This window comes from Pseudolysinimonas sp., from assembly GCF_044239695.1.
Classification (GTDB): Bacteria; Actinomycetota; Actinomycetes; order Actinomycetales; family Microbacteriaceae; genus Pseudolysinimonas_A.
This window is the reverse complement of sequence record NZ_JBIIAW010000025.1, coordinates 1-25,211: the sequence shown is the minus strand read 5'-3', so window position 1 is coordinate 25,211 and position 25,211 is coordinate 1. Positions and strand designations below refer to the sequence as shown.

The following is a 25,211-nucleotide window of genomic DNA, read 5'->3' as shown; positions in this document are numbered from 1 at the left end:
TCAGCGGCGGGCGAGCGCCTCGGCCAGCCACCGCGCGTGCACGTGCCAGGGGTCCCGCCCGCCGGCGACGGTCGTGATGTGCGCGCGGAGGCTCGGGGTGAGCGCGAACCACTCCGAGGTGCCGAGCCGGTCCCCGGCGAACTCGGCATGGCGCTGCCGCTCCACCGTGCGGTCGCCCGGCTCGAAGGCGAGCACCTCCTCGTGCGTGAGCGCGCCGAACCGCTGACGCGGGTTGGCCGTCGTGCCGATCTTCACCCGCTCGTCGAGGCGCAGGTAGTAGACGACGTCGACGCGCGGCATCGGGAGCCCGGGGTCGATGAACTCCCCGACCCGCCACCCGCAGACGGCGCACACCCACCCGGTCTCGGTGCGCACGCCGCGCAGCGACCGGCACACCCGGCACGGCGACTCCAGACTCGGCGACTGCTGATCGGCCACGGACCCATCCAACCCCGCACCTCCGGCATGCAAACCCGGCGCGACCCGTCAACCCCTCGGCGCCCGACGGAGGGGCGGCGTAGCGTCGGGCATCTACCTCAGGAGGATCACATGTCCGGAAAGCTGCTCTTCGCCGCCGGCCTCGGCGTCGGCTACCTCGTCGGCACGAGCCGGGGGCGCAAGGACTACCAGATGCTGAAGACCCGGGTGAGCGAGCTGTGGCTCGACCCGCGCGTGCAGAAGGTCGCCAAGCAGGCAACCGACGTCGTCGAGGAGAACGTGCCGATGGGCGAGAAGCTCTCCGAGGCGCGCACCGCCGCGACGACGGCCGCTCGCGCCAACGTCACGACGCCGGCATCCGGTTCGCCATCCGCCGCGTCCTGAGCGGGGTGCGCGGCATCCCCGACCCCGACGACGCCCGGCGGTGGATCGCCGAGCGTCGGGATGCCGTGCTCGAACGTCTCGCGGAGGTCGAGAAGCGACTCGCCGAGGTGCGCACCTCCCGTGCCGATTGGACCGACGAGGAGCACGATCCCGAGGGGTTCACGCTCACCTTCGAGTGGCAGCAGGCCGAGGGCGCGCGCGCCGCGCATCAAGCCGAGCTAGACGAGCTCGAACTCGCGGCCGCCCGGGTCGCCGTCGGCTCCTACGGGATCTGCAGGTCGTGCGGCCTGCCGATCCCGCACGCGCAACTGGAGCTGCGTCCCGCGCGCACGACCTGCGTCAGCTGCGCGGAGAACTCGCCCGCGGGTCGGCGATGAGCGCCTCGAGCGGCATGAGCGCGGCGCCGAGGGCGACGGTGTCGCCCCCGAAGGCACTCGGTCGCAGATCGAACTGACCACCAGGTCGCCGGAGCGCCTCGGCCCGGGTCGCCGCCTCGATGCGGTGCTGAAGGGTCTCCATCAGACGCAGCCCGACCCACCCCCCGATGACGACCCGTTCGGGATTGGTGAGGTTCACGAGCCCGCCCAGCGCCGACCCGAGGGTGGCGACGATCTCGTCGACGACCGCCACCGCGACCGCGTCGCCGGCCCGGTCGGCGTCGAGGAGTTCGCCGATCGCCCGCCAGCCGGAGCCGTCGGGTCGGCCGCCCGCCTCGCGCCAGGCCGAGAGGATCGCGTCGGCACCGAGGTACGCCTCGACGCACCCCCGTCCGCCGCAGCGGCAGAGCCGGCCCCCGCGCTCGATCTTGAGGTGCCCCCACTCGCCGGCACTGCTCGTGAGCCCGTGCGCGAGTTCGCCGTCGCTGATGATCCCGAGTCCGACGCCGCGGCCGAGCAGCACGACGAGGGCTTCGCTCAGCCCGCGTGCGGCGCCGTCCCACAGCTCGGCCATGGCCTGGGTCTTGGCCCCGTTCTCGGCGAAGATCCTGAGGGGCTGGCTGACCAGGTCCGCGACGTCGACGGGCGGCCAGCCGAGGCTCTGCGCGTAGAGGATCTGGCGCCCGTCGGCATCCGTCTCGACGATGCCGGGCAGGGCGAGCCCGATGCCGACGAGCCGTGTCCACGCCTCAGGATGCCGGGTCTGGAGGGCCTCGAGCGCGGCGTCGAGGTCGTCGCCGATCGTCTCGATCTGCTCCTCGGTGCGTCCCCCGCGGAACTCCCGGTCGACGCGGTTCATCTGCAGGTCGAACAGCTCGACGGCGACCCCGCGCTCGCCGACGTCGGCGCCCACGAAGTACGCCCCCGCGGGGTTGGGCTGGAGGAAGGTGACGGGTCGCCCCCCGCGGGAGGACGCGACGCCGGCCTCGACGATGAGCCCCTCGGCGATGAGGTCGCCGACGAGGTTGGTGGCCGAGGCGACCGACACCCCGCACTCGGCGGCGAGCGTCGCCCGCGTGGTGCGGCCGGCGCGGATGACGCTGCGCAGAGCCTCGGAGACGTTGCGACGACGCACGTCGCTCACGTTCGCGGGGCTCGCGGCAGCGGCGCGCGGGCTCATGGTCGGAAACCTATCAAGCCGCACCGGGGTGGATCGTCGCGATCCGCACGTCGCCGAGCGCCGTGACGCGCAGACCGCGGGGGGTCGCCTCGACGCGGACGTCGACCGGCGAGCCGACGGCATCCCGCACGATGGTCGTCTCGACCGACACCGCCTCGAGTTCGAACTCGAGCCAGTCGCCCGCCGCGAGCACCGCGACGAGCAGCTCGGACGGCCGATAGGGCCGCCCGTCGTCGCCCTGCTGGAACGGGTTCGGGTCGTTGTCGCCGGGGTGCGCCCAGGCGAGGGTCACGGCGTCGTCCTCCCGGATGCCGGGCAAGGGCCGCCCGCCCGCGACCGAGTACGACTCGCCGGCGCCGCGGTAGCCGAACCCCCAGGCGGGCACGACCGCCGGCGCGATCCCGGTGACCGCCGCGACGACGCCGGGCTGCCAGCGGCACTGCGCGATCGGGAGCGCCGCGAGGAGCTCCCGGAGGATCGCCCACGCCCGCCCCGGGTCGAGGGTCGACGGGTCGGTGATCGCGGCGATCACCTCCGACCAGCCGTCGGGGGCGACGACCGAGGCCGGGGATGTCGTCGTCTCGATCTTCTTCCAGGGCCAGAGGTTCCAGCCGATCCCGTGGGTCTCGTAGAGCCGGAAGGCCGTGTACAGCCACTCGCGGGTGTTCTCGCCGCCCTCGCCCATGTAGATCGGCAGACCGAGCCGCTCGCGGGCCTCGAGGAACGGCGCGAGCGCCGCGGTGTCGGGCGAGGACCAGTACTTGTGGAACTGGAGCAGCGAGTTCTCGTCCCAGACCTCGGTGAAGATGCTCCAGTTGGTGGCCCAGTGGGCGCCCTCGTAGACGATCAGGTGGTCGGGGTCGACCGTGCGGATGACCGCGGTGAGGTCGCGGTAGAGCTCGGCGAGCGCCGAGGCGTGCGAGTGCTGCCACTCGTTGGGCAGGGGCTCGTTGAGGAGGTCGTACCCCATGACCACGGTCTCGCCGACGTAGCGCGTCGCGACGTCGCGCCACAGACGCAGCGTGAGCTCGCGGTAGCGCGGCTCGAGGAAGAGCTCCGGCAGGTTGTTCGGGGAGTCGTCGATGTTCGTGCCGGTCTGGCCGCCCGGGGCTCCGTGCAGGTCGAGCAGCACCCACAGTCGGTGCTCGCGGCACCAGTCGATGAGCCGGTCGATCAGGGCGTAGCCGGCCTCGATCGGCTCGCCCGCCTCGTCCTGGATCATCCGGCTGTTGATCGGCAGCCGCACGTGATCGAAGCCGCTCGCCGCGATCAGGGCGATGTCCTCCTCGGTGATGAAGGCATCCCGGAATCCGCCCCAGAACTCGGCCGCCCGCACGGGGCCGACGAGTCGCTCGATCAGGCGCTCGATCTCGCGCGGCGACTCGGCTCCGGGCCCGAACTTCCACATGTAGCCCTCGGGCAGCATCCAGTTGCCGAGGCCGACGCCGCGCAGCAGCAGGTCGCGGCCGGAGCCGTCGACGAGCTTCGCACGCTGAGCGTGCACGAAGCCGTCGAAGGAGGCCGGACGGCGGGGGAAGGCCGGGGCGGGCAGAACGGAGGTCATGGCGGGGTTCACTTCAATCCGGAGAGGGCGAAGCCCTGCATCACGTAGCGCTGGAAGACGATGAAGACGAAGAGGATCGGCACGACCATCACCGACGCCGCCGCCATCTGGAGGGAGGGATTCACCGCGAGCTGCTGATTGAGCAGCGAGAGGCCGACCGAGAGGGTGTAGAGCTTCTGGTCGCTCGCGATGATGAGCGGCCAGAGGAAGCTGTTCCAGCCGGCGATGAAGGTCAGCACGACCTGCACGGCCAGGATCGGCCGCGACATCGGCAGCACGATCTGCCAGAAGATACGGAACTCCCCCGCGCCGTCGAGTCGCGCGGCCTCGAGCATCTCGGTGGGGATCGTCGACATGAACTGCCGGAACAGGAAGATGCTGAAGCCGCCGACGAGGGTGGGCAGCGCGATGCCGACGAGGGTGTTGGTGAGCTTGAGCCCGTTGAGGATCAGGTAGGTCGGGATCATCGTGACCTGGATCGGGATCATCATCGTGGCGAGCACGATGAAGAACATCCAGCGACGTCCGCGGAAGTCGAACTTCGCGAACGCGTAGCCCGCCATCGCCATGAACAGCAGCCCGATGAAGCCGATCGCGACGACGATGACGGTGTTACGCAGGTAGGTGCCGAAGTCGAGCTCGGTGAAGAGCCGCAGGTACCACTCGAAGGTCGGTTCCTGCGGAACGATCGTGGGCGGGAAGTCGATCGACTCGCGCTGCGGCTTGAGCGAGGTGGTCAGCATCCACAGGAACGGGAACGCGGTGATGAGTGCGCCGACGGCGAGCACCGCGCCGATCGCGACGGTCATCCGGCGGGCGCCGGACCGCGTGCCGGCCCGGCGGTGACGCAGCAGCTCAGTACTCATCGTCGGCCCTCCGCAGGCGCAGCTGGATGAGGGTGATCACGGCGATGATGACGAACAGCACGATCGATCCGGCACTCGCGTAGCCGAACTGGTTGAGCCGGAACCCCTCCTTGTACAAGAAGATCGAGACGGATGTCGTCGCTCCCAGCGGTCCGCCGTCGGTGAGCACGAACGGCTCGTCGAAGAACTGCAGCCAGGCGATCGTCGTGGTGATCGCGACGAAGAAGATCGCGAAGCGCAGCAGCGGGATCGTCACCGAGAAGGTGGTGCGCGCCTCGCTCGCCCCGTCGAGGGATGCCGCCTCGAGGTACTCCTTCGGCACGCTCTGCAGGGCCGCGAGGAAGATGATGATGTTGAGCCCGGTGCCGCGCCAGACGGCGACGAGCGCGACCGAGAACTTCGAGAGCCAGGGGTCGGAGAGCCACTGCACCTGCTCGATCCCGACGAGCGAGAGCCCGTAGTTCAGCAGGCCGAACTGGGTGTTGTAGAGGTAGCCCCAGATGAGCGAGATCGCGACGATCGCGGTGATCGCCGGGATGAAGTGGAAGGCGCGCAGTGCGCGGAAGAAGGCGGTCTGCCTGCGGTTCAGCAGGATCGCGACGAACAGCGAGACGAGCACGATCGCGGGCACGCCGACGATCGCGAACAGTCCGGTGTTGCCGAGCGCCTGCCAGAAGTCGGGGTCGGCGAACAGCGTGACGTAGTTGTCGACGCCGACGAAGTCGACGTTGTCCCAACTGGCGAACGCCGAGATGTTCATGTTCGTCGTGCTGATGACCGCGGCGACGAGGATCGGCACGATGCCGAAGGTGACGAGCAGCACCATCGCCGGCGAGACGAACAGGTACGGGGCGAGGCGGCTGCGCATCCTGAGTCCTTTCCGGTCGGCGCGGGCAGAGGGAGGGGTGGGGCCGGGCGGCCCCACCCCTCGGGTACTACTTGACGGCGAGTCCGTCGATCTTCGCGTAGAACGCCTCGAGCGAGGCGTCCCGGTCGGCGCCGGTCAGCACGATGGCGTTGAGCGCGTTGAGCAGCTCGGTGCCGACGATGCCGTCCCAGCCGGCCACGATCGGCAGCACCTTCGCGGTGCTGAGCTGATCGGTGTAGACCTTGACGTTCGGGTCGGAGTTGAGGCCGTCGTCTTCGAGCGCGGCGCTCGCGGTCGGCAGTTCACCGGTCAGCTCGTACCAGGCGAGCTGCTGCGCGGGGTCCGAGACGTAGTCGAGCAGCTCGAGCGCCGCCGTCTGCTGGTCGGTGTTGAACCACACGCCGAGGTTCGAGCCCGCGAACAGCGAGATCGATCCGCCGTCGCCCGCGGGGAGCGGGGAGGCCTGCCACTTGCCGTCGAGCTCGGGCGCCGAGTCGGCGATCCCGCGGCCGAGGTACGGGCCGCTGACGAGCATCGGCGCGACGCCGGAGACGAAGCCCTGGGTCTGGTCGAAGTCGCCGTTCGTGGGCACCGAGCCGTCGGCGTAGAGACCCGTGTAGACGTCGACCGCGGCCTGGAACTCCGGGGTGTCGAAGTCGACGTTGCCGTCGGCATCCACGACCTCGCCGCCCATGCTCCAGGTCATCTCGATCGGGAGCGGGGCATCCCACTGCGGGATGTAGTAGCCGTACTGGCCCTCACCACGACCGGCGAGGATCTCGGCGGCCTCGCGCACCTCGTCCCAGGTGGCGGGCGGGGCGTCGATGCCGTTCTCGGCGAGGATGTCGGTGCGCGTGAAGAGAACGCGGGTGTCCGACGTCCACGGGATGCTCACGATCTCGCCGCCGACGGCCGTGGCCGCGCCCGACACGCCGGCCGGGAAGTTGGCCGGGTCGAGGTTCGGGTAGTCGCCGATCAGGTCGTCGAGCGGCAGCAGCGCGCCGGCCTCGGCGAACGTCGCGAGCTTGGACAGTCCGATCTGGAGGAGGTCGGGACCCGAGCCGGAGGCGACCGCGGTGGTCAGCTTCTCGTCGATGGCGTCCCAGGGCACTGCGACGACCTCGACCTCGATGCCGCTGTCGGCGACGAGCGCCTCGAAGTTGGCACCGGAGTCGCCCATCACCCAGACGGTGAGCGGGCCGTCGGCCTCGGTCTCCGCCGGCGACGAGCACGCGCCCAGGGCCAGCGCGACACCGACGGCCGTGACGGCCGCCAGTGCGGTGGTTGCTGCTCTCTTCATTGAGTGTCCTTTTCTTGCGTTGTGGTTGCGGTGGTGCGGGGTGCGCGTCATCCAGGCTCGCACCCGTGGGGGTCAGGTCGTCGCGGGGATCGCGGCGTCCTGGTGTCGGGAGGCTCGGAAGCCGGAGATCACGTCGCGGTAGTACCGGGCGCTGTCCTTCGGGGTGCGCACCTGCGTGGCGTAGTCGACGTGCACGAGGCCGAAGCGCTTGCCGTAGCCCTCGGCCCATTCGAAGTTGTCGAGGAACGACCAGACGTAGTAGCCGCGCAGGTCGACGCCCTCGTCGATCGCGGCGGCGGCCGCGGCGAAGTAGCCGTCGAGGTAGGCGACGCGCTCGGCGTCGTGCACGGCCCCGTCGACGACCTCGTCGTCGTAACTCGCACCGCTCTCGGTCACGTAGAGCGGCAGCGTCGTGAAGTCGCGCGACACCCGGGTGAGCACCGACCGGAGGGAGTCGGGGATGACCGACCAGCCGAACGACGTCGTCGCCGGCTCGGCGGGGGTGTCGGCGAAACCGAACGGCGCCGTCGGGTCGGCGCGCACGGTGACCCGCTGGTAGTGGTTGACCCCCGCGAAGTCGGTCGGCGCCGAGATCACCTCGAGGTCGCCCTCGCGGATGTGCTGCTCGAAGCCGTAGCGGCCGAGGGTCTCGAACACGGCGGGCGAGTACGCCCCGAGGTACACCGGGTCGAGGAAGACCCGGTTGTGGAAGGCATCCAGGCGCACGGCGGCGACCGCGTCGGCGGGGCTGTCGGTGGCGGGCACGATGTCGAGCACGAGGTTCGTCGTGCCGACCCGCACCTCGGGGCGCACCCGGCGGATCTCGCGGAGCGCGAGGCCGTGCGCGAGGTTGAGGTGGTGAGCCGCGGCGACGGCATCCCGATAGTCCTTCCGGCCGGGGGCGTGCGCGCCGGAGCCGTAGCCGAGGAACGAGCTGCACCAGGGTTCGTTGAGCGTGATCCAGTCGTCGGCGAGGTCGCCGAGCGCTTCGAGCACGAGGCCCGCGTAGCTGCCGAAGTGCTCGGCGGTGGCGCGGATCGGCCAGCCGCCGGCATCCTCGAGCGTCTGCGGCAGATCCCAGTGGTACAGCGTCACGAGCGGGCGGATGCCGCGGTCGCGCATCCCGCCGAGCAGCGCCCGGTAGAACGCGACTCCGTCCGGGTTGAGCGGGCCGGTGCCGGCCGGCTGCAGACGCGTCCAGGAGAGCCCGAGCCGGTAGTCGCGCACGCCGAGGTCGACGAGCAGGTCGAGGTCGGCGGGCCAGCGGTGGAAGTGATCGCAGGCGACGTCGCCGGTGTCGCCGTTCTGGGTCAGTCCGGGCGTGTGCGCGAAGGTGTCCCAGATGCTGAGGCCCCGGCCGCCTTCGGTCGCTCCGCCTTCGATCTGGTACGCCGCGGTGGCGAGTCCCCAGCGGAAATCGTGGGGGAATGCGCGGAGCCAGGCGGCATCCTCGGGTCGGGTCATCGTCGATCGCTCCGGCGGGCATCAGAAGGGACTAGTTCTTACACGACTTATAATAAGTACTAGCCCAACAATGTCAAGGCGCGATCGTGCGGCGCCCCACGCGGGCCGCGGAGGGTGGGGTCAGGCGGCGTCGGCCGCGCGGTAGCTCGACGTGACCACGATCGGCAGGTGGTCGGATGCCCCGCGCGGCAACGTCTCGATGTCGTGGATCTCCATCCCCGCGCTGGTGGCGAAGTCGAAGTGCCCGCGCAGCACCTTGTAGCGGGTGTAGGTGCGGGCGTCACTGAGGGTGAGGTCGTACCCGCTCGTCGTCATCCGACGCCCGAGGCCGGCCTTGCCGAGCGGGTAGTTGTAGTCGCCCACCATCAGGGCCGGGAGGCCGGGGCCCAAATCCCGCAGCTGCGCGTGCGCGGAGGAGATCTGATGACGGCGGAGCGAGTTGAGCGCGGTCAGCGGCGAGGCGTGGAACGACGCCACGAGCACTTCGCGGCCTTCGGCGACATCCCGCAGCCGGGCCGCGAGGAGCCGCTCGTGCGCGGGCGCCGCGATCCGGTCGTGCCACCCCTTCTTCAGCGCATACGCCTTCGTCTCGAGCGACTCGTATCGGTCGCGGCGGTGATAGATCGCGAGGCCGAGACGGTTGCGCCGCGTGGCGTCGGCGAGATGCAGCGGGCCGAGCTCGTCGGGCAGCTCGGTCGTCACGGCCTCCTGAAGGCACAGGATGTCGAGGTCGTACGCCTCGGTCAGGGCGACGAGCTCCCCGGCGGCCTTGTGCTTCTCGAGGTTGTAGCTGAGTGTGCGCACCGGACAACGGTAGGCCTGTCAAGCCGCCGCGAGCGCGGGCTTGACGCCGATACTCTGAGATTCACAGCAGCCCCGAGGACACCGTCGTGACGACAGAACTCAACGCCCCGCTCCTGCTGGAGCGGTATCGGCCCGACACGCTCATCGCGCGCGGCGGGTCGGCATCCGTGTACCGCGCGCGGGACGTCCACCTGGGGCGCGACGTCGCGATCAAGGTGTTCCTCGCCGGATCGGAGGAGTCTCTCGACCGGGCCCGGGAGGAGTTGCGCGTGCTCGCCGGGCTGGGCGGTCACCACGGCATCGTCTCGGTGCTCGACGCCGGGATCGACGAGTCCTCCCCCGACGATCCCCGGCCGTTCCTCGTGATGGAGTTGGTGACCGGCAGCAGCCTGCGGAAGCTCATCGACGATGCCGCCCTCACTCCGAAGATCGTCGGCGGCATCGCGTTCGAGATCGCCGAGGCGCTCGAGTACGTGCATCGCAGCAGCATCGTGCACCGGGACGTGTCGCCCGCGAACATCCTGCTCGTCGACTACGGGTCGGAGTTCTCCCGCCCGCGCGCCCGGCTCACCGACTTCGGCCTCGCCGTCGACGGCGAGAAGTGGGAGCCGCCGGAAGACGGATTCGTCGACGGGACGGTGCCGTACCTCAGCCCCGAGCAGGTTCTCGCGCAGCGGCTGACCCCGGCGTCGGACATCTTCTCGCTCGGTCTCGTGCTCGTCGAATGCCTCAGCGGAGTCCGGGTGTTCCCGGGGAGCGACGCGGTCGCCGCGATGTCGCGCGTCGGGGCGGAGCCGGAGGTCCCCAAGGGTGTGCCGAAGCCCTGGCGGACTCTGCTGGCCGCGATGATCCGCGAGGATCCGGCGCAGCGGCCGTCCGCCCTCGAGGTGCTCGGCCATGTGCGTCAGATCCTGCGCAAGCACACCACCTAGTCCGCCGGGCGGCGCTACGGCTCGAGCGAGGGCTCGTCGGGCAGCGCGAGGGTCAGTGCCGCAACCTCGACATGATCCTGGCGCTGGATGTCGGCCCCGAGCTGCCGCAGGCGGACCGCGATGACCGACTCGACGTCGTCGTCGACGAGGTCGACTGCGGCGATCACCAGCAGGCGACCCGGGCCGACGAATTCCAGGTGCAGGAAGGTCACCCGCGAGATCGCCGGGTGCCGAAGCACCTGGCGCAGCACGGCACGACGCACCGCGTCCGGCGGCGAGGCGCCGACGAGGAAGCGGCGGTTGCGCTGGATGAGCAGGACCGCGACGACCGCGAGCAGCACCCCGATGAGGATCGACCCGAGCCCGTCGAAGAACGCGTCACCGGTCACCTGGTGGAGCGCGAGGGAGCCGGCCGCGAGAGCGAGGCCGATGAGAGCCGCCACATCCTCGAACACGAGGGCGCGCAGGGTGGCGTCGGAGCCGTTGACCACGTAATCGACGGCGTCGCGCTCGACCGCGGCGGAGTCGCGGCGCACCTGGCGCAGCGATTGGGTGAGCGACACCCCCTCGAGGATCGCCGCCACCGCGAGCACGACGTAACCGACGAGGTAGTCGGTGACCGGCTCCGGGTCGAGCAGCTCCTGCACGCCGGTGACGATCGAGAGCGCCGCGCCGACGGCGAACAGGCCGAACGCCGCGAAGAGCGACCAGAAGTAGACGTCGCGCCCGTAGCCGAGCGGATGCGATCGGTCGCGTGGGCGACGCCCCGAGCGCTCGGCGACGAGCAGGAACACCTCGTTGCCGGCATCCGCCCAGCTGTGCAACGCCTCGGCGACGAGCGACGCCGAGCCGGTCAGGACCGCCGCGACGGTCTTCGCGATCGCCACCGCGATGTTCGCCAGGAACGCGATGACGACCGACACGCTCCCATCCTTCACCCGTCGGCGGGCGCGCGCACTCAGCCGGCGAAGTCCGCGAGCGGGCGGTACTCGGCTGCGCCGTCGAGCATCGTCCTGATCTCGTCGGGGCACGGCCTCTCGTCGACGCCATAGGCCGAGAGCCGGCCTTCCGTCGACGACTCGAATGCGACCCCGGCGCAGGTGTAGACGGCGTCGGGCCCGGAGTAGGGCGTGTCCGCATCGACGAACGGGTCGGCCTCGGCGTCGCGCGGCCCGCTGTGGATCACCATCCCGAACGACGGCGCGTCCCCACCCACGAAGTCGAAGTACACAAGTCCGCCGCTCTCGAGTCCGAGATCCGCGGGATCCGCCCGGCCGTCCCACCAGCGCCCGGGGATGAGCTCGGCGTACTGCGTCTCGAACTCGTCGGACGGCACGAAGAGCACCGATCGGAACGTCTCGCCCAACAGGTCACGATGATGAGCCATCTGCCGCCAGAGGACGGGGTCGACTTCTGCGCTCGCGCATCCAGTGAGCGCCAGGGTGACGGCGACGAGCGCCCCGCCGACGACGATCCGCCTCGACATCCGTCAGGCGGCGTTCGTGCGCGCCACGAGCTCGTCGATCACCCCGGGAGGGATGCGGTCGCCCGCCATGCCGACGACCCGCTCGAGGGAGAAGAACGACACCGGCGCGAGCACCTTCTCGTCGACGCCCGCCTCGGCGAGCGCCTCGCGGATGAGCGGGCCGCCGACCGGATGCTTGAGCCAGGTACGGACGGAGTCCTTCGTGCTCAGGTTCGTGTCGGCCATCCGCTCAGGCTAACCCCGGAGGCGTCGGAGCCTCGTGGGACACTGTCGGCATGCCGGACGGGCCCGCCCTCACCACGCGGTTGCTCGACGCCGACACCTGGCCCGACTTCGCCGCGTTGGTCGAGGCCAACAACGGCGTCTGGGGCGGCTGCTGGTGCATGGGGTTCCACGCGGAGGGCTTCGCGAATCCGCCGAGCGCCGAGGCGAACCGGGCAGCCAAGGAGGCGCACGCGCGCGCCGGCACGGTGCACCAGGTGCTCGTCTACGACGGCGACGACGTCGTCGGCTGGGCGCAGTTCGGTCGCCCGCCGGAGCTGCCGAACATCAAGAACCGAGCCGCGTACGAGCGCGAACTCGACCGGCTGCCCGACTGGCGGATCGCGTGCATCTTCACCGGGTCGAAGCACCGCGGCCGGGGTGTCGCCCGGGCCGCCGTCGAGGGCGCGCTGGCCGAGATCGCCGCGGCCGGAGGCGGACTCGTCGAGGCCTACCCCGAGCAGGAGGCCGATCGGCCCCCGCAGCGCGGCGCCTACTTCCAGACCGGACCGGAGTCGCTGTACGCGGGTTTCGGGTTCGAGCGGGTGCGCAAGATCGCCAAATGGAGATGGGTGATGCGGCGCGAAGTCTGATCCGACCCGTTCGAAGAATCTTCGGTCGACCTGCATCCGAATCACCCACTCGGCCGGAAGTGCTCTTCGACAGGCGAAGTCCGCCTGCCCCCAAGGAGGACACTCATGCGGTTCAAGCTTCTCTCCGGCCTCGGCGTCGGACTTCTCGCGACGGCCGTCGTCGCCACCCCCGCGCAGGCCATCTCGGCGACCAGTTCGGATGTCTACGTCGTGCACGGCATCCCGGGCCTGACGGTGGATGTCTACGTCGACGGCACGCTCACCCTCGAGGACTTCGCCCCGGGTGACGTCGCCGGGCCGCTCGACCTGCCGGCGGCCGACTACGCGATCCAGGTGTTCGCGGCGAACGACGACCCCGCCGTCGACACCCCGGCGATCGACGTGCCCGCCGCGACCGTTCCGGCGAACCAGAGCATCTCGCTCGTCGCCCAGTACGACGCCGCGGGCGCTCCGACGCTCGGCGTGTTCGAGAACGACATCTCGACCATCCCGGCCGGCCAGGGTCGCCTGACGGTGCGTCACACCGCGGGTGCCGGAGCGGTCGCGATCGTCGCCAATGGCGCCATCGCCTTCGACAACGTCACCAACGGCCAGCAGGCCTCGACCCTGCTTCCGGCCGGTGACATCACCGCCGGCGTCGCGGGTGCCGGCACCGCCAGCCCGATCATCATCCCGACGTCGGGAACCGCCGCGCCGGTCACGATCGTCGAGGGCACCAACGTGATCGTCTACGCGGTCGGCTCGACCGGCACGAACGATCTGCAGCTGATCACTCAGTCGATCTCGGGCCTGCACTCCACCCCCGGGGGCGTCAACTCGGGCACCGGCGGCCTCGTGGCCGACCCCGACGCCGGCACGCTCGGCTTCGGCGCGCTCGCGGCGGCGGCCCTGCTGGCCCTGCTCGCGACCGCGGCGATCGGTGTCGCGCGCCTGCGCGCGGTCCGCACGTCGAACGACTGATCGTCCCCGCATCACCGAAGCACCCGGAAGGAGCACCCCGATGATCCGACGACTCACCCTCGCCGTGGGCCTCGTGGTGCTCCTCGCGGGCTGCTCGGCCGCCCCGGCCGAGCAGCCCGCCCCCGCGCCGGAACCCACTCGCGCCACCGCCGTCCCCGACGTGCCGATCGTCAGCGGCGAGACCCAGGTCGTGCGCACCCCCCGACCTCCGGTGAGCGTCGACGTGCCGGCCGCCGGCGTGTCGGTGCCCGTCGTCCCGGTGGGGCTGGAGGCCGACGGCTACATGGAGTTGCCCGACGAGGTCACCGTCGCCGGCTGGTACCGCTTCGGCCCCGATCCGTTGAGCGACGCCGGCACGACGGTCATCTCGGCCCACGTCGATTCCGCCCGCTACGGGCTCGGACCGTTCGCCGCCCTCGAGGGCCTTCCGGCCGGTACCGAGGTCGTCGTCACGGTGGAGGGCGGCCGGCAGGTGCGCTACGCGATCGAGTCGGTCACCAGCATCCTCAAGCGGGAGGTTCCGCTCGCCGAGATCTTCGAACGCGACGGCGCCCCGCGCCTGGTGATGATCACCTGCGGCGGGCAGTTCGACCGCGACGCCTTCCGCTACAGCGACAATGTCATCGTGGTGGCGACACCCGTGGCACCGTGAGGGCGCTCATGACCGAGTTCGACGACGACCGCATCGCGCGCGACTTCCGCGCGGGTGCCGACCGTGCGCTCGATGACGCCTACCGGCGCTGGGCGCCGCTCGTCTACACCCTCGCCGTGCGGTCGCTCGGCGACGTCGGCGACGCGGAGGACGTCACGCAGAAGACCTTCGTCGCCGCCTGGACCGGACGGACCGGCTTCGACCCGACCCGGGCGCGGCTCTCCGCGTGGCTGGTCGGCATCGCGAAGAACAAGATCGCCGACACGCACGAGGCCCGGGCCCGCGTGCGCCGCCTTCACGAGCAGCTCGCCGCCGTGTCCGCGCCGGCCGACCTCGTCTCCCCCGCCGTCGACGTCGCCGACGAATTGCTCGTCGCCGACGAGATCGCCCACCTCGAACCGGACGCGCAACGAATCATCCGCATGGCCTTCTACGACGACCTCACGCACCAGCAGATCGCCGCACGCCTGGGGATACCCTTGGGCACGGTCAAGAGCCATATCCGGCGCAGCCTCCAGAGGATGCGACACCGACTGGAGGTGACCCATGAACCACGTGGATCCTGAGCTCCTGGCCCTGCTCGCCCTCGGCGAAGAGGCGGGCGGCCCCGCCGACCGCGAGCACCTCGCCGAGTGCGCCGAGTGCCGGGTCGAACTCGAGAACCTGCGCCGCGCGGTGACGGTCGGCCGGTCGACGCTGGACTCGGGCGAACTCCTCGCTCCCGACCCGCGCGTCTGGGCGGCGATCCAGAGCGAGCTCGACCTCACGTCGGCACCCGTCATCCCGCTGCGACGCCGCCGGTGGGTCGTGCCCGTCGCCGCCGTCGCCGCCGCTGCCGTCGTGATCGCGGGCGGCGTGACGATCGGCACGGTGCTCGCTCCGCCGCCGGAGACCGTGCTCGCGTCGGCGACCCTGGACCCGTTCCCCGACTGGCCGGATGCCCTCGGCGAGGCCGTGGTCGCCGAGCGCGCGGACGGCGGCCGCGTCGTCGACGTGACCCTGACCGCTCCGGATGCCGACGGCTTCCGCGAGGTGTGGCTGATCAGTTCCGACGCCTCGCAACTGGTGAGCCTCGGGGTACTGCGCGGATCGGACGGCAGCTTCACGATCCCCGACGGCCTCGACCTCGACCGCTTCGCCCTCGTGGATGTCTCCGAGGAGCCCTTCGACGGCGACCCGTCGCACTCCGGCGACTCGATCGTGCGAGGGGAACTCTCGGGGGTCTAGCCGGCGTTGATCCCGTCGCGCCAGGCGAGCCACTCCGGGATGCGCGACAGGTCGTAGTCGGGGCCGGTGATGCCGAGCGTGAACAGCGTCGCTCCGCGGACCCGCAGGTCGTCGGCATCCGCCGTGCTCTGCTTGCCGACCTCGACCGAGATCTCGATCTGCGCGGTGTCACGCCCGACGGCCGCCCCGTGCTCGGCGAGGATCCCGAGCTTGCGGGTGAGAGTCTCGGCGTCGCTGAAGCTGTGCCAGATGTCGGCGTGCTGCGCGACGATGCGGAGGGTCTTCTTCTCGCCTCCGCCGCCGATCAGGATCGGGATGTCGCGGGTGGGGGCCGGGTTGAGCTTCCCCCAGCGGTCTTCGATGGTGGGCAGGTCGCGGGCGAGAGCATCCAGTCGGCTGCCGACCGTGCCGAACTCGTAGCCGTACTCGTCGTAGTCGCGCTCGAACCAGCCGGATCCGGTGCCGAAGATGAAGCGGCCGGTGCCGGTGCCGTGCGCGCTGATGTGGTCGATCGTCCGGGCCATGTCGGCCTGCAGGTTCGCGTTGCGGTAGCTGTGGCAGTTCACCAGCGCGCCGATCTCGACAAGGCGGGTCTGCTCGGCGAGCGCGGCCAGCATCGTCCACGACTCGAAGTGGAGGCCGTCACGCGGCCCGCTGAGCGGGAAGAAGTGGTCCCAGTTGAAGAGGATGTCGACGCCCATCTCCTCGAGCTGTGCGGCGGTGTCGCGGATCTTCTCGTAGGGGGCGTGCTGCGGGGCGATCTGGACGCCGAGGCGGATGGGACGGGTGGGGCTCGAGGTAGTCATCCCTCTGGGCAACGTCTCGCGTCACCGGTCTCTTCCCGGCGAGACTGGATCCGTGACGCGACTCCTGCTGCTCAGCGACACCCACGTGCCCTCCCGCGCCCGCGACCTCCCCGCGCCGGTGTGGGCCGAGGTCGACGCCGCGGACGTCGTCATCCACGCGGGCGACTGGACGGATGCCGGCCTCCTCGACCGCCTCGACGCCCGCGCCGCACGGCTGGTCGGAGTGTTCGGCAACAACGATCACGGCGTGCTGCGGGACCGGCTGCCGGAGGTCGCACGCGTCGAGATCGACGGGGTGCGGATCGCCGTCGTGCACGAGACCGGATCGAAGGAAGGGCGGGAGCGACGGATGGATGCCGCCTACCCCGACACCGACCTGCTGGTCTTCGGCCACTCGCACATCCCGTGGGACTCGACGACCCCGGGCGGCGTGCGCCTGCTCAACCCGGGGTCGCCGACCGACCGTCGTCGTCAGCCGCGCGCCACCGTCATGCGGCTGACGCTCGGTGACGGCGCGATCGGCGACCCGGAGCTTCTCGTCATCGACCGCTGAGCTGCTCCCCCGGGTGCAGCACGACTTTGATGCAGCCGTCCTCCTTCTTCTTGAAGAGGTCGTACATGGCGGGCGCCTCCTCGAGCGAGGCGTGGTGGGTGACGAGGTCCATCACGCCGAGGGGGTCGGCGGGGTCCTCGACGATCGGCCAGAGGTCCGGAATCCAGCGCTGCACGTTGCACTGCCCCATCCGCAACCCGATCCCCTTGTCGAACATCGTGAGCATCGGCATCGGGTCGGCGACGCCGCCGTAGACACCGCTGAGCGACACGGTGCCACCCCGCTGGACGGCTTCGATCGAGGCCATCAGGGCCGACAGCCGGTCGACGCTGAGGGTCTTCGCGAGCCGTTTCGACGCCGCACTCGGCAGGAGACCCGTGGCCGTCTGCGCGAAGGCGGCGAACGGGTTGCCGTGCGCCTCCATCCCGACGGCATCGACGACGGAGTGCGGGCCGCGCCCCTCGGTGAGGTCCTGGATGCGGGCGTGGAGGTCGTCAGTCACGTCGAGGGTCTCGACGCCGTAACGCTCGGCGAGGGCACGGCGCTCGGGGACGAGATCGACTCCGAGCACCCGGTATCCGCGGTAGGCGCCGATCCGGGCGGCGAACTGACCGACCGGGCCGAGCCCCATGACGAGCAGCGTCCCGTCTGCGGGGACCGCCGCGTAGTCGACCCCCTGCCACGCGGTCGGAAGGATGTCGCTGAGGAACAGGTACCGCTCATCGGGCAGGTCGGTGTGGATCTTCATCGCGTTGACGTCGGCGAACGGCACGCGGAGGTATTCCGCCTGCCCGCCGGGCACGCGGCCGTAGAGCTCGGTGTAGCCGTAGAGCGAGGCGCCCGCCTTCTGGTCGCGGTTCTGGGTGGTCTCGCACTGGGTCGTGAGGCCGCGGGCGCACATGTAGCAGTGGCCGCAGGCGATGACGAACGGGATGACGACGCGGTCGCCCTCGCGGAGGTTCCGCACCTCGCTGCCGACCTCGACGACGACGCCCATGGGCTCGTGGCCGAGCACGTCGTCCTTGTGCAGGAACGGACCGAGCACGTCGAGCAGGTGGAGGTCGGATCCGCAGATCGCCGACGAGGTCACCCGGATGACGACATCCGTCGGGTCGATGATCGTCGGGTCGGGAACGTCTTCGACCGAGACCTTGAGGGGGGCTTGCCAGGTGAGAGCTCTCATCCCTCAGGTCTACGTGGGTGCCTTTCGACATTCGAGGGCTTGCGCTCTCGCGCGCACCTGCTAGCGGGACGCCCCTGGTCGTACGACCACTACTCCCCGCAGAGTATGCAGTTACTGTCGTAACTACTTACCGTTGGCGCATGAACTCATCTTCTGCGGCACCTCCTCTGCTGGAGGCACGCCACCTGTCCAAGGCCTACGGAACCGGCAACGACCGCTTCCAGGCTCTCAACGACGTCTCCCTGTCGATCGCGAGAGGCGAATCCGTCGCGATCGTCGGCAAGAGCGGCTCCGGCAAGTCGACGCTCATGCACCTGCTGGCGCTGCTTGATACCCCCGACTCCGGCGAGTTGCTCATCGACGGGGTCGACGCCCGCAGCCTCTCACCGCGCGAGGTGAACCGCCTCCGCAACGAGATGTTCGGCTTCGTCTTCCAGCAGTTCTTCCTCACGCCGGGATCCTCGGTGCTCGAGAATGTCGTGCTGCCCCTGAAGATCGCCGGGCTCGGCGCGACCGAGCGACGTCGACGCGGGCTCGAGGTGCTGACGCGCCTGGACCTCGCCGAGAAGGCCCGCAACCGGGCGGTCGACCTCTCGGGCGGGCAGAAGCAGCGGGTGGTGATCGCACGAGCCCTCGTCAACGAACCCGACGTGATCTTCGCCGACGAGCCCACCGGCAACCTCGACACCACGACCGGCGCCGCTGTCGAGGATGAGCTGTTCGCCCTCAACCGCGAACGCGGCATCACGCTCGTCATCGTCACCCACGACGAGCAGCTCGCGGCGCGCTGCGACCGGCAACTGATCATCCGGGACGGGCGCTTCGCGACCACCGAGGCGGTGGCGGCATGAAGACCCTCGACCTGGTGCGCACGGCCGCATCCAATACGTTCCGGGCGAAGCTGCGCACGACCCTGACGACGCTCGCGCTCTTCGTCGGCGCGTTCACCCTCACCCTCACGACGGCCGTCGGCGCCGGCGTCTCGGACTACGTCACCAAGCAGGTGGCGTCGCTCGGCGCCGACGACGTGCTGCTCGTCTCGAAGACCACCGCCGCCACCACCGGCGACGGGCCGACCCCGTACGACCCGGACACGTCGACCGCCTCCAGCGGAACCCCGAACCAGCTGACCGGCGGAACCGGCGCCCTCACCCCGGCCGATGTCGAGACGCTCGAAGGAATCGACGGGGTGCTCTCGGTCGAGACGATCCAGTCGGTCGCCCTCGACTGGGTGCGCGCCGGAACGAGCGACCGCTACGAGCTCTCGATCGCCCCGACCTCGTCGATCGCGCAATCCGATCTCGCCGCCGGGGAGCAGCTCGACCCCGAGAGCTCCCAGCGACAGCTGGTGCTCCCCGACGACTACGTCGACGCCCTCGGTTTCGACGACGCCGCGGAGGCGATCGGCACCGTCGTCACGATCGGACTGACCGACGTGCTCGGCGAGGCCCAGACGGTCGAGGCGACCGTCGTCGGCGTCGCGAACGCGAGTCTGCTCACCTCCGGGGCGGGGGCCAATGCGGCCCTCACCTCCGAACTCGCGACCGTGCAGGCGGCCGGGGTCGACACCCCGGAGCGCTACCAAGTGGCGATCGCCCGGTTCGACGACACGGCGACCGCAGCGGAGGTGACCGCGCTCAAGGAGCGCGTCGCCGACGCCGGAATGTCGGGACAGACGATCGCCGACCAACTCGGTCTCATCCAGACGGTCATCACCGGCATCACCGGGGTGCTGAACGCCTTCGCGATCATCGCTCTCCTGGCGGCGGCCTTCGGCATCGTCAACACGCTGCTGATGAGCGTGCAGGAGCGCACCCGGGAGATCGGGCTCATGAAGGCGATGGGGATGAGCGGCCGGCGCATCTTCGCACTGTTCAGCCTCGAAGCCGCCTTCATCGGCCTGCTCGGCAGCGTCCTGGGCGTTGTGGTGGCGGTCGGCGTGGGAGTCCCGCTGAGCGCCGGTCTCGCCGCCGGACCCCTCGCCGGGCTGGGCGGCCTCAGCATCCTGCTGTTCGAGCCGGCCTCCCTCGCCGGGGTGATCGCCCTGATCATCGTCATCGCGTTCCTCGCCGGGACCCTGCCCGCGCGCCGCGCCGCCCGGAAGGCGCCGATCGACGCACTGCGCTACGAATAGAGGATGCCTCGCGACAACCGCAACGCTCGAGGGCTCGCCACCGCGCGGGCCCTCGAGCGGGCGGCTGTGCTCCTCGCCGACCGTGACGGCGTCGACGCCGTCACGGTCGATCGCATCTGCGCCGCGGTCGGCGTCACCCAGCGCACCTTCTTCAACCACTTCGACACGAAGGAAGACGCCCTCCTCGGCCTCGACCTTCCCCGGGTCGATGAGGCCCGCGCGCGGGAGTACCTTGCGGACCCGGGAGTCGGCGTGCTGTCGGGGGCGCTCGCCCTCGTGGAACCGCCGCCCGAACTGACCCGCGACCCGGAAGCCGCCCACGCCCGGTTCGCGATCATCTCCGCCTCCCCCGACCTCATGCGGCGGCAGGCCTCACGGTTCCTGGCGGTCGCGCACGAGGTCGAACAACTCGTCGCGCTCAAACTCCGGGGGATCTCTCCCGACGAGGTCGACGATGAGGTGATCCAGTCGTCGGCCCGCACGATCACCGCGATGGCCGCGGCCCTGATGATCCAGCCGGGCCGCGACGGCTCCCCGGCACTCCCCTCGCCTGCCGCGCTCTCGGAGCGCCTGCGTGCACTCGAGTGGATCTGGCCCCGCCTGCTCTGAGGCGCCGCCGAACGCCGAGCAGCCCCGGACGGCACCCGCCCGGGGCTGCTTTGATCGTGGCGTCAGCCGGCGAGCAGTTCGACCATCCCGTCGACGGTGACCGGCAGCTGGGTCGCCGCAAAGCCGTCTCGGCGGGCGAGCAGCGCCGCCAGTTCCGAGACCGGGGTCAGCTCGATGTCGGCACTTTCGAGCACGTCGCTCTCGAAGAAGAACTGCGCACTCGGCCCGTCGTAGGCGACCTTCCCGCCGCTCATCGCGACGACACGCTTCGCCCGCTCGCGGACGAGACGCATGTCGTGCGTGACGACGACGATCGTCGTGCCACGCTCGTGGAAACCGTCGAGGATGTCGAGGATCGACGCGCACTCCTGCCAGTCGAGTCCCGTCGTCGGCTCGTCGATCACCAGGATCTTCGGCTCGAGCACGAGGATCGACGCGAGCGCCACCTTCTGTCGCTGCCCCTTGCCGAGGTTCAGCGGGTTGGTCTCCGCCATCTCGGTGAGCTCGAACGCCTCCATGATCCGGGCGATCCGAGCCGGCCGCTCGGCCTCCGGCACGCCGTAGCACTTGAGCCCGAACTCGATCTCGGACTCGACGTTCGCGGCGAAGATCTGGTGGTCCGGGTTCTGGAAGCAGTAGCCGATCGACATCGCGAGATCCGGGGTGGAGGTCCCCGCGATGTCGGCCCCTTCGACGAGCACCGTTCCCGAAGTGGGGCGCAGGATGCCGTTGAAGTGCTTCGTGAGCGTCGTCTTGCCTGCCCCGTTGGTGCCGACGACGGCGAGGTACTCGCCCCGCCGCACCTGGAGGTCGACGCCAGAGAGCGCATCGAGACCCGTCGGGTAGCGGTGGCCGAGCCCTCGGGCTTCGAGCACGACGTCGCCGTACTCCGCCTCGGTCGACGCGCCCGGCGCCGCCGGCGTCACGGCCGGCAGCGCGGGGACGAGTTCGCTCGCGACGAGCGGGGTCTCCGCGAAGGTGACCGCCGAGCGCTGCGCGACGCGCTGGGCGATGAGCGCGGTCTCCGGCGGGAAGACGCCGAGCTCGATGCATCCCTCCGCATCCGCGAACACCTCGCGCGGGGTTCCGTCCCGCGCGATGCGTCCCTCGGACATGAGCAGGATGCGGTCGGCGTAGCGGGCGACGAGATCCGGATCCTGTTCGATCAGGATCACCGTCGCCCCCTGCGTGGCGCGCAACTCGTCGAGGATCTGGCAGACCTCCTTACGGCCGTGCGGGTCGAGCTCGGCGACCGGCTCGTCGAGGATCAGCACCTGCGGCTGCATCGCGAGAACTCCCGCGATCGCGAGCCGCTGCGTCTCCCCGCCCGACAGCGTCGCGGGCGACTGCGAGTACTTCTTCGCGAGCCGCACGCGGTCGAGGTAGGTGCGCACGCGCTCGACGACCGTCGTCCGGGGAAGGCCGAGGTTCGACGGGCCGAAACTCGCGTCGAGCAGCACCGTCGAACCGAAGGCCTGCGAGGCGGCGTCCTGGAACACCATCCCGAGCAGGTCCGACGAGAACTGCGGGTGACTCTCGGCGATGTTCATGTCGCCGACCGTCACCGCGCCGGTCATGACCCCACCCTCGAAGAAGGAGGGGATCATGCCGCGGATGGCGTAGGCGAGCGTGCTCTTGCCGGATCCCGTGGCGCCGACGACGCCGAGGAACTCGCCGGGCTCGATGTGAAGACTCACGTCATCGAGCACCAGGCGGGACTCTTCGTCGTAGCGCCACGAGACGTTGCGCAGGTCGATCACGGCGTCGCGCCACCCGGGGTGGTCGCGGCCGACTTGCCCTTGGCGGGCTTGTCGGGTCGACGCGGTTCGCCGCGCAGCGCGGTGTAGATGGCATACCCGACGAGCGGGCCGAGGACCGCGATGCCGAAGATGAGATAGGCGAGAACGTCCATGGTGTCTGGCTCCTGTTCCGGTTACTTCGAGAGGGGGGTGTTCTGGACGGCGCGCGCGGCAGCGGCACCGATCACGACGGCGATGCCGGCCGCGATCATGAGCGCCGGCAGGCCGGCGAGGGCGAGGGCGAACGCCGCCTCGTAGGGCACGCCGAGCGCGAACATGAGCATCGCGGGGCTGGCGAGGACGATGACGACCGCCCAGACCTCGGTTGCGATGATCGCGGCGATGTAGCCGAACCGCAGGCGGGCGAGTCGCACGACGACGGCGACCCAGGAGGCGTTGCCGAGGCCGAGGGCGACCTGCACCGGCAGGCCGAGGGGGAAGCCCTCGGTGGCGGCGGCGAGCAGGCGGGCGAGCACGGAGATGACCGCGGCCTCCTTCCAGTCCCACTTCTTCATCATCGTGGCGAAGTATGCGGGCACGGAGTCGAGGGCCGGGGAGCCGAGCGGCGTCGGGATCTTCACGAAGGCGCCGACCACCGAGAGGGCGATGAGGACCGCCATCCGGGAGATGCGGATCGGGGTGAAGAAGCCCTTGGCCTTGACGACGCGTGCCTCGTGCGGGGCACTGCCGACAGCCGGAGCGTCATTGCTGGTCATGCTGTTTCCTTTCGGGGTGGGGGTGTTTCAGAGGATTCCGAGGCCGAGCAGCGCCCGACCGAGGAAGAAGGTCGCGACGAGCGCGATGACGAGGACGGCCGCGACGTAGTCCCAGGCGCCGACGTGCAGACGGGCGAGCATCGTGCGCTGCTTCGTGAAGCCGTAGCCGCGCGACACCATCGACATCGCCATGGTGTCGGCGCGTCGCATCGACGTGACGATCATCGGCACGAACAGCGGCAGGATGCCCTGCACGGCCTGCCCGCGTCCCTTCTGCTGCTTCGCGCTGCCGGCGCCGCGCGCACGCTGGGCGTCCTTGATCGTCGCGACCTCGGAGTTCATCGTGGGGATGAACCGGATCGCCGTCGACATCATGAGCCCGATCGCGTTCGGCACGCGGATGGCCTGCAGGCCGGCGAGCAGCTGCTCCATCGGGGTGGTGGAGATCAGGTAGATGCTGGCCACCATGATGAGCACGAGCTTCCCGACGATGCCGAGACCGAAGAGGATGCCGCCGAGACTCACGGTGAGGTCGATGACGTCGCTCTGCAGCAGCACCGCGTAGACGGTGTGCGCGTAGTCCTGTCGCGCCGTCGACGGGTCGTAGAACAGCGCCGAGAAGGCGAACAGCAGCACCATCACCGGCGCGAGCGGCTTCACCGCGGCGAGGACGGTCCTCGGAGCGAGGCCCGTCGAGAAGGCGAGCACCAGCATCCCGACCAGCAGCGGCCACAGCAGCACCGGATCGGTCGCCGTCGCGGCCACGACCGTCACCGCGAGGAACACCGCGAGCTTGCCCACGAGCCCGATCCCGCGTGTCGGCGGGTCGAACTCGTCGTACTGCGGCGCGGCGGCGTGAGCCGACGGGGCGGCCACCGCGGTCACCGCAGTGCCTCGACGACGCGCAGCGTGCGGGTCGTCATGTCGTCGAGATCGATCTGACCGAAACCGAACACCGCACTGCTGGTGCGACCGTGCAGGGGCTCGAGCCAGTGCGCGGGGATGCCGGCGTACCCGACGAACGCGCCCGCCCACGATCCGGCCGTCGCGCCGATCGAGTCGGTGTCGAGACCGGACTGCACCGAGTGCGCGATCGTGCGGGTGAAGTCGCCCTCACCCCACAGCACGGCGGCGGCGAGCGCCCCGGCGTTGTTGATCGTGTGCACCCAGCTCATGTCGGCATACCGGGCGTCGAGCTCGTCGGACGCCTGGTCCCAGGTCTTGCCCGCGGCGTGGTCGTCGAGCACGCGCCGGATCTCCTCGGCGAGGCGCGACCGCGCCGGGATGTGGCGCAACGATTCGCGCACCGACGCCTCGGGCGACTCGGCGGTGAACGCCGTCGCGACGAGAGCGGCGGCCCACATCTCGCCGTAGATGCCGTTCGCGCGGTGGCTGAGCACGGCATCCCGGTAGGCGAGTTCCGCCGCGCGGCGCGGGTCGCCCGGCGCGGCGTACCCGTAGATGTCGGCGCGGATGAGGGCGCCGATCCACTCGCGATACGGGTTGTGGAACTCCCCGGTGTCGGCGAGCGGCACTTCGCGGACGAGGTTCTGGTAGGTCGCCCGCTCCGCGGTGTAGGTCTGGTAGACGGGCAGGCGCGTCAGCCACTCCCGCGCGATGTCGTAGGTGGTGAGGTCGGCGCCGTAGGTCTCGAGCAGGTGCAGCCCGAGGATCGTGTAGTCGATGTCGTCGTCGCGCACTCCGCCGTCGACCGAGCCGCGCGCGAGCCTGTCGTACGGGAGCAACCCGTCCATGACGAATCCGACCGCCGCCCGGTTGGCGAGGTCGATCGGCACGTAGTCGGTGAGCGGGTAGGCGTCCACCGACTCGAGGTAGGCCCGCAGCGCGAGTCGAGGAAAGCCGAACTCGACGGGCTTGCCGAGCATGTTGCCGGCGACCCGGCCGAACCAGGCGCCGCGCATCTTCTCGGCGAGCGCGTCCCCGGTGACAGCGGCAGCCGGGGTCGACGGCTCGAGCTCGGCGCGGATGGCGTCGAGGTCGGAACGCTCGAAGTACGGCCTGCCGGCGAGCGGGACTAGCGGGATGTCGGCGTAG

30 protein-coding genes are annotated in these 25,211 nt (G+C 70.5%); 12 read left to right on the top strand and 18 right to left on the bottom strand.

The window, feature by feature from the left end; genetic code table 11:
- Complete coding sequence (locus ACILQS_RS05930; RefSeq protein ID WP_395639191.1) at positions 1-438, bottom strand: GIY-YIG nuclease family protein; 438 nt, start codon at positions 436-438, stop codon at positions 1-3.
- Between the two features lie 111 nt (positions 439-549).
- Between ACILQS_RS05930 and ACILQS_RS05925 the strand changes: the two genes are divergently transcribed.
- Positions 550-822, top strand: coding sequence for a YtxH domain-containing protein (locus tag ACILQS_RS05925; protein ID WP_395639190.1), 273 nt, complete (start codon positions 550-552; stop codon positions 820-822).
- Between the two features lie 5 nt (positions 823-827).
- Positions 828-1,199, top strand: a complete 372-nt coding sequence (locus tag ACILQS_RS05920) for a TraR/DksA family transcriptional regulator (protein WP_395639189.1) — start codon at positions 828-830, stop codon at positions 1,197-1,199.
- On the opposite strand, the gene ACILQS_RS05915 is transcribed toward ACILQS_RS05920, so the two are convergent.
- The 7 genes from ACILQS_RS05915 to ACILQS_RS05885 all read right to left on the bottom strand — a co-directional run bounded on the left by ACILQS_RS05915 (position 1,162) and on the right by ACILQS_RS05885 (position 9,245).
- Positions 1,162-2,379 carry an ROK family protein gene (locus ACILQS_RS05915; protein WP_395639188.1) on the bottom strand — a complete coding sequence of 406 codons (1,218 nt, stop codon included), beginning with the start codon at positions 2,377-2,379 and terminating at the stop codon, positions 1,162-1,164. The genes ACILQS_RS05920 and ACILQS_RS05915 overlap by 38 nt on opposite strands.
- A 13-nt stretch (positions 2,380-2,392) precedes the next feature.
- Entirely contained in the window at positions 2,393-3,943 is a 1,551-nt protein-coding gene (locus ACILQS_RS05910; protein WP_395639187.1) for a glycoside hydrolase family 5 protein, read from the bottom strand.
- A gap of 8 nt (positions 3,944-3,951) precedes the next feature.
- Positions 3,952-4,809 (bottom strand): carbohydrate ABC transporter permease, encoded by an 858-nt coding sequence (locus ACILQS_RS05905; RefSeq protein ID WP_395639186.1) that lies wholly within the window; start codon positions 4,807-4,809, stop codon positions 3,952-3,954.
- On the bottom strand, positions 4,799-5,677 hold the full coding sequence (locus ACILQS_RS05900; RefSeq protein WP_395639185.1) for a carbohydrate ABC transporter permease: 879 nt from the start codon (positions 5,675-5,677) through the stop codon (positions 4,799-4,801). The genes ACILQS_RS05905 and ACILQS_RS05900 overlap by 11 nt, the downstream gene beginning before the upstream one ends.
- Positions 5,678-5,744: 67 nt before the next feature.
- Positions 5,745-6,977 (bottom strand): extracellular solute-binding protein, encoded by a 1,233-nt coding sequence (locus tag ACILQS_RS05895; protein WP_395639184.1) that lies wholly within the window; start codon positions 6,975-6,977, stop codon positions 5,745-5,747.
- A 72-nt stretch (positions 6,978-7,049) separates the two neighbouring features.
- Entirely contained in the window at positions 7,050-8,441 is a 1,392-nt protein-coding gene (locus tag ACILQS_RS05890; RefSeq protein WP_395639183.1) for a GH1 family beta-glucosidase, read from the bottom strand.
- A gap of 120 nt (positions 8,442-8,561) precedes the next feature.
- On the bottom strand, positions 8,562-9,245 hold the full coding sequence (locus ACILQS_RS05885) for an endonuclease/exonuclease/phosphatase family protein (RefSeq protein ID WP_395639182.1): 684 nt from the start codon (positions 9,243-9,245) through the stop codon (positions 8,562-8,564).
- 86 nt (positions 9,246-9,331) lie between these two features.
- Here ACILQS_RS05885 and ACILQS_RS05880 point away from each other — a divergent pair, with 86 nt between their 5' ends.
- Positions 9,332-10,177: a serine/threonine-protein kinase gene (locus ACILQS_RS05880; RefSeq protein WP_395639181.1), complete on the top strand. Its 846-nt coding sequence runs from the start codon at positions 9,332-9,334 to the stop codon at positions 10,175-10,177.
- Positions 10,178-10,191: 14 nt separating this feature from the next.
- On the opposite strand, the gene ACILQS_RS05875 is transcribed toward ACILQS_RS05880, so the two are convergent.
- From ACILQS_RS05875 to ACILQS_RS05865, 3 genes are read right to left on the bottom strand one after another with little or no spacing between them, the layout of a single operon-like run.
- Complete coding sequence (locus ACILQS_RS05875; RefSeq protein ID WP_395639180.1) at positions 10,192-11,100, bottom strand: cation diffusion facilitator family transporter; 909 nt, start codon at positions 11,098-11,100, stop codon at positions 10,192-10,194.
- Positions 11,101-11,135: 35 nt separating this feature from the next.
- On the bottom strand, positions 11,136-11,663 hold the full coding sequence (locus ACILQS_RS05870; RefSeq protein WP_395639179.1) for a hypothetical protein: 528 nt from the start codon (positions 11,661-11,663) through the stop codon (positions 11,136-11,138).
- A 3-nt stretch (positions 11,664-11,666) separates the two neighbouring features.
- Positions 11,667-11,888, bottom strand: coding sequence for a hypothetical protein (locus ACILQS_RS05865; RefSeq protein WP_395639178.1), 222 nt, complete (start codon positions 11,886-11,888; stop codon positions 11,667-11,669).
- A gap of 50 nt (positions 11,889-11,938) precedes the next feature.
- Between ACILQS_RS05865 and ACILQS_RS05860 the strand changes: the two genes are divergently transcribed.
- From ACILQS_RS05860 to ACILQS_RS05840, 5 genes are all read left to right on the top strand, one after another.
- Positions 11,939-12,517 (top strand): GNAT family N-acetyltransferase, encoded by a 579-nt coding sequence (locus tag ACILQS_RS05860; protein WP_395639177.1) that lies wholly within the window; start codon positions 11,939-11,941, stop codon positions 12,515-12,517.
- A 105-nt stretch (positions 12,518-12,622) separates the two neighbouring features.
- A complete protein-coding gene (locus ACILQS_RS05855) occupies positions 12,623-13,477 on the top strand; it encodes a DUF4397 domain-containing protein (protein ID WP_395639176.1) in 855 nt (284 codons plus the stop codon).
- Positions 13,478-13,517: 40 nt separating this feature from the next.
- A complete protein-coding gene (locus ACILQS_RS05850) occupies positions 13,518-14,129 on the top strand; it encodes a class F sortase (protein WP_395639175.1) in 612 nt (203 codons plus the stop codon).
- A gap of 8 nt (positions 14,130-14,137) precedes the next feature.
- Positions 14,138-14,695 carry an RNA polymerase sigma factor gene (locus ACILQS_RS05845; protein ID WP_395639174.1) on the top strand — a complete coding sequence of 186 codons (558 nt, stop codon included), beginning with the start codon at positions 14,138-14,140 and terminating at the stop codon, positions 14,693-14,695.
- A complete protein-coding gene (locus ACILQS_RS05840; RefSeq protein ID WP_395639173.1) occupies positions 14,676-15,356 on the top strand; it encodes an anti-sigma factor in 681 nt (226 codons plus the stop codon). Before ACILQS_RS05845 ends, ACILQS_RS05840 begins: the two co-directional genes overlap by 20 nt.
- Here the strand turns inward: ACILQS_RS05840 and ACILQS_RS05835 are convergent.
- Positions 15,353-16,162 (bottom strand): LLM class F420-dependent oxidoreductase, encoded by an 810-nt coding sequence (locus ACILQS_RS05835; RefSeq protein WP_395639172.1) that lies wholly within the window; start codon positions 16,160-16,162, stop codon positions 15,353-15,355. The genes ACILQS_RS05840 and ACILQS_RS05835 overlap by 4 nt on opposite strands.
- Before the next feature lie 52 nt (positions 16,163-16,214).
- Between ACILQS_RS05835 and ACILQS_RS05830 the strand changes: the two genes are divergently transcribed.
- Positions 16,215-16,715 carry a metallophosphoesterase family protein gene (locus ACILQS_RS05830; protein ID WP_395639171.1) on the top strand — a complete coding sequence of 167 codons (501 nt, stop codon included), beginning with the start codon at positions 16,215-16,217 and terminating at the stop codon, positions 16,713-16,715.
- Here ACILQS_RS05830 and ACILQS_RS05825 read toward each other — a convergent pair.
- Entirely contained in the window at positions 16,702-17,898 is a 1,197-nt protein-coding gene (locus tag ACILQS_RS05825; RefSeq protein WP_395639170.1) for an alcohol dehydrogenase catalytic domain-containing protein, read from the bottom strand. The two genes, ACILQS_RS05830 and ACILQS_RS05825, sit on opposite strands and share 14 nt — an antisense overlap.
- A 140-nt stretch (positions 17,899-18,038) precedes the next feature.
- Here ACILQS_RS05825 and ACILQS_RS05820 point away from each other — a divergent pair, with 140 nt between their 5' ends.
- Genes ACILQS_RS05820 through ACILQS_RS05810 form a run of 3 tightly spaced genes read left to right on the top strand, consistent with a single transcriptional unit; the run spans position 18,039 to position 20,641 of the window.
- On the top strand, positions 18,039-18,749 hold the full coding sequence (locus ACILQS_RS05820; RefSeq protein ID WP_395639169.1) for an ABC transporter ATP-binding protein: 711 nt from the start codon (positions 18,039-18,041) through the stop codon (positions 18,747-18,749).
- On the top strand, positions 18,746-20,032 hold the full coding sequence (locus ACILQS_RS05815; protein ID WP_395639168.1) for an ABC transporter permease: 1,287 nt from the start codon (positions 18,746-18,748) through the stop codon (positions 20,030-20,032). Before ACILQS_RS05820 ends, ACILQS_RS05815 begins: the two co-directional genes overlap by 4 nt.
- Before the next feature lie 3 nt (positions 20,033-20,035).
- Positions 20,036-20,641, top strand: a complete 606-nt coding sequence (locus ACILQS_RS05810; RefSeq protein ID WP_395639167.1) for a TetR/AcrR family transcriptional regulator — start codon at positions 20,036-20,038, stop codon at positions 20,639-20,641.
- 62 nt (positions 20,642-20,703) lie between these two features.
- Here the strand turns inward: ACILQS_RS05810 and ACILQS_RS05805 are convergent, their stop codons facing one another.
- The 5 genes from ACILQS_RS05805 to ACILQS_RS05785 form a co-directional block, all read right to left on the bottom strand.
- Positions 20,704-22,401 carry an ABC transporter ATP-binding protein gene (locus ACILQS_RS05805; protein WP_395639166.1) on the bottom strand — a complete coding sequence of 566 codons (1,698 nt, stop codon included), beginning with the start codon at positions 22,399-22,401 and terminating at the stop codon, positions 20,704-20,706.
- Entirely contained in the window at positions 22,398-22,553 is a 156-nt protein-coding gene (locus tag ACILQS_RS05800) for a hypothetical protein (RefSeq protein WP_395639165.1), read from the bottom strand. The genes ACILQS_RS05805 and ACILQS_RS05800 overlap by 4 nt, the downstream gene beginning before the upstream one ends.
- Positions 22,554-22,574: 21 nt before the next feature.
- Complete coding sequence (locus ACILQS_RS05795) at positions 22,575-23,156, bottom strand: hypothetical protein (protein ID WP_395639164.1); 582 nt, start codon at positions 23,154-23,156, stop codon at positions 22,575-22,577.
- 27 nt (positions 23,157-23,183) lie between these two features.
- A complete protein-coding gene (locus ACILQS_RS05790) occupies positions 23,184-24,041 on the bottom strand; it encodes an energy-coupling factor transporter transmembrane component T family protein (protein ID WP_395639163.1) in 858 nt (285 codons plus the stop codon).
- On the bottom strand, positions 24,038-25,211 hold a 1,174-nt coding region (locus ACILQS_RS05785; RefSeq protein ID WP_395639162.1), incomplete at its 5' end, for an ADP-ribosylglycohydrolase family protein. The genes ACILQS_RS05785 and ACILQS_RS05790, both read right to left, overlap by 4 nt.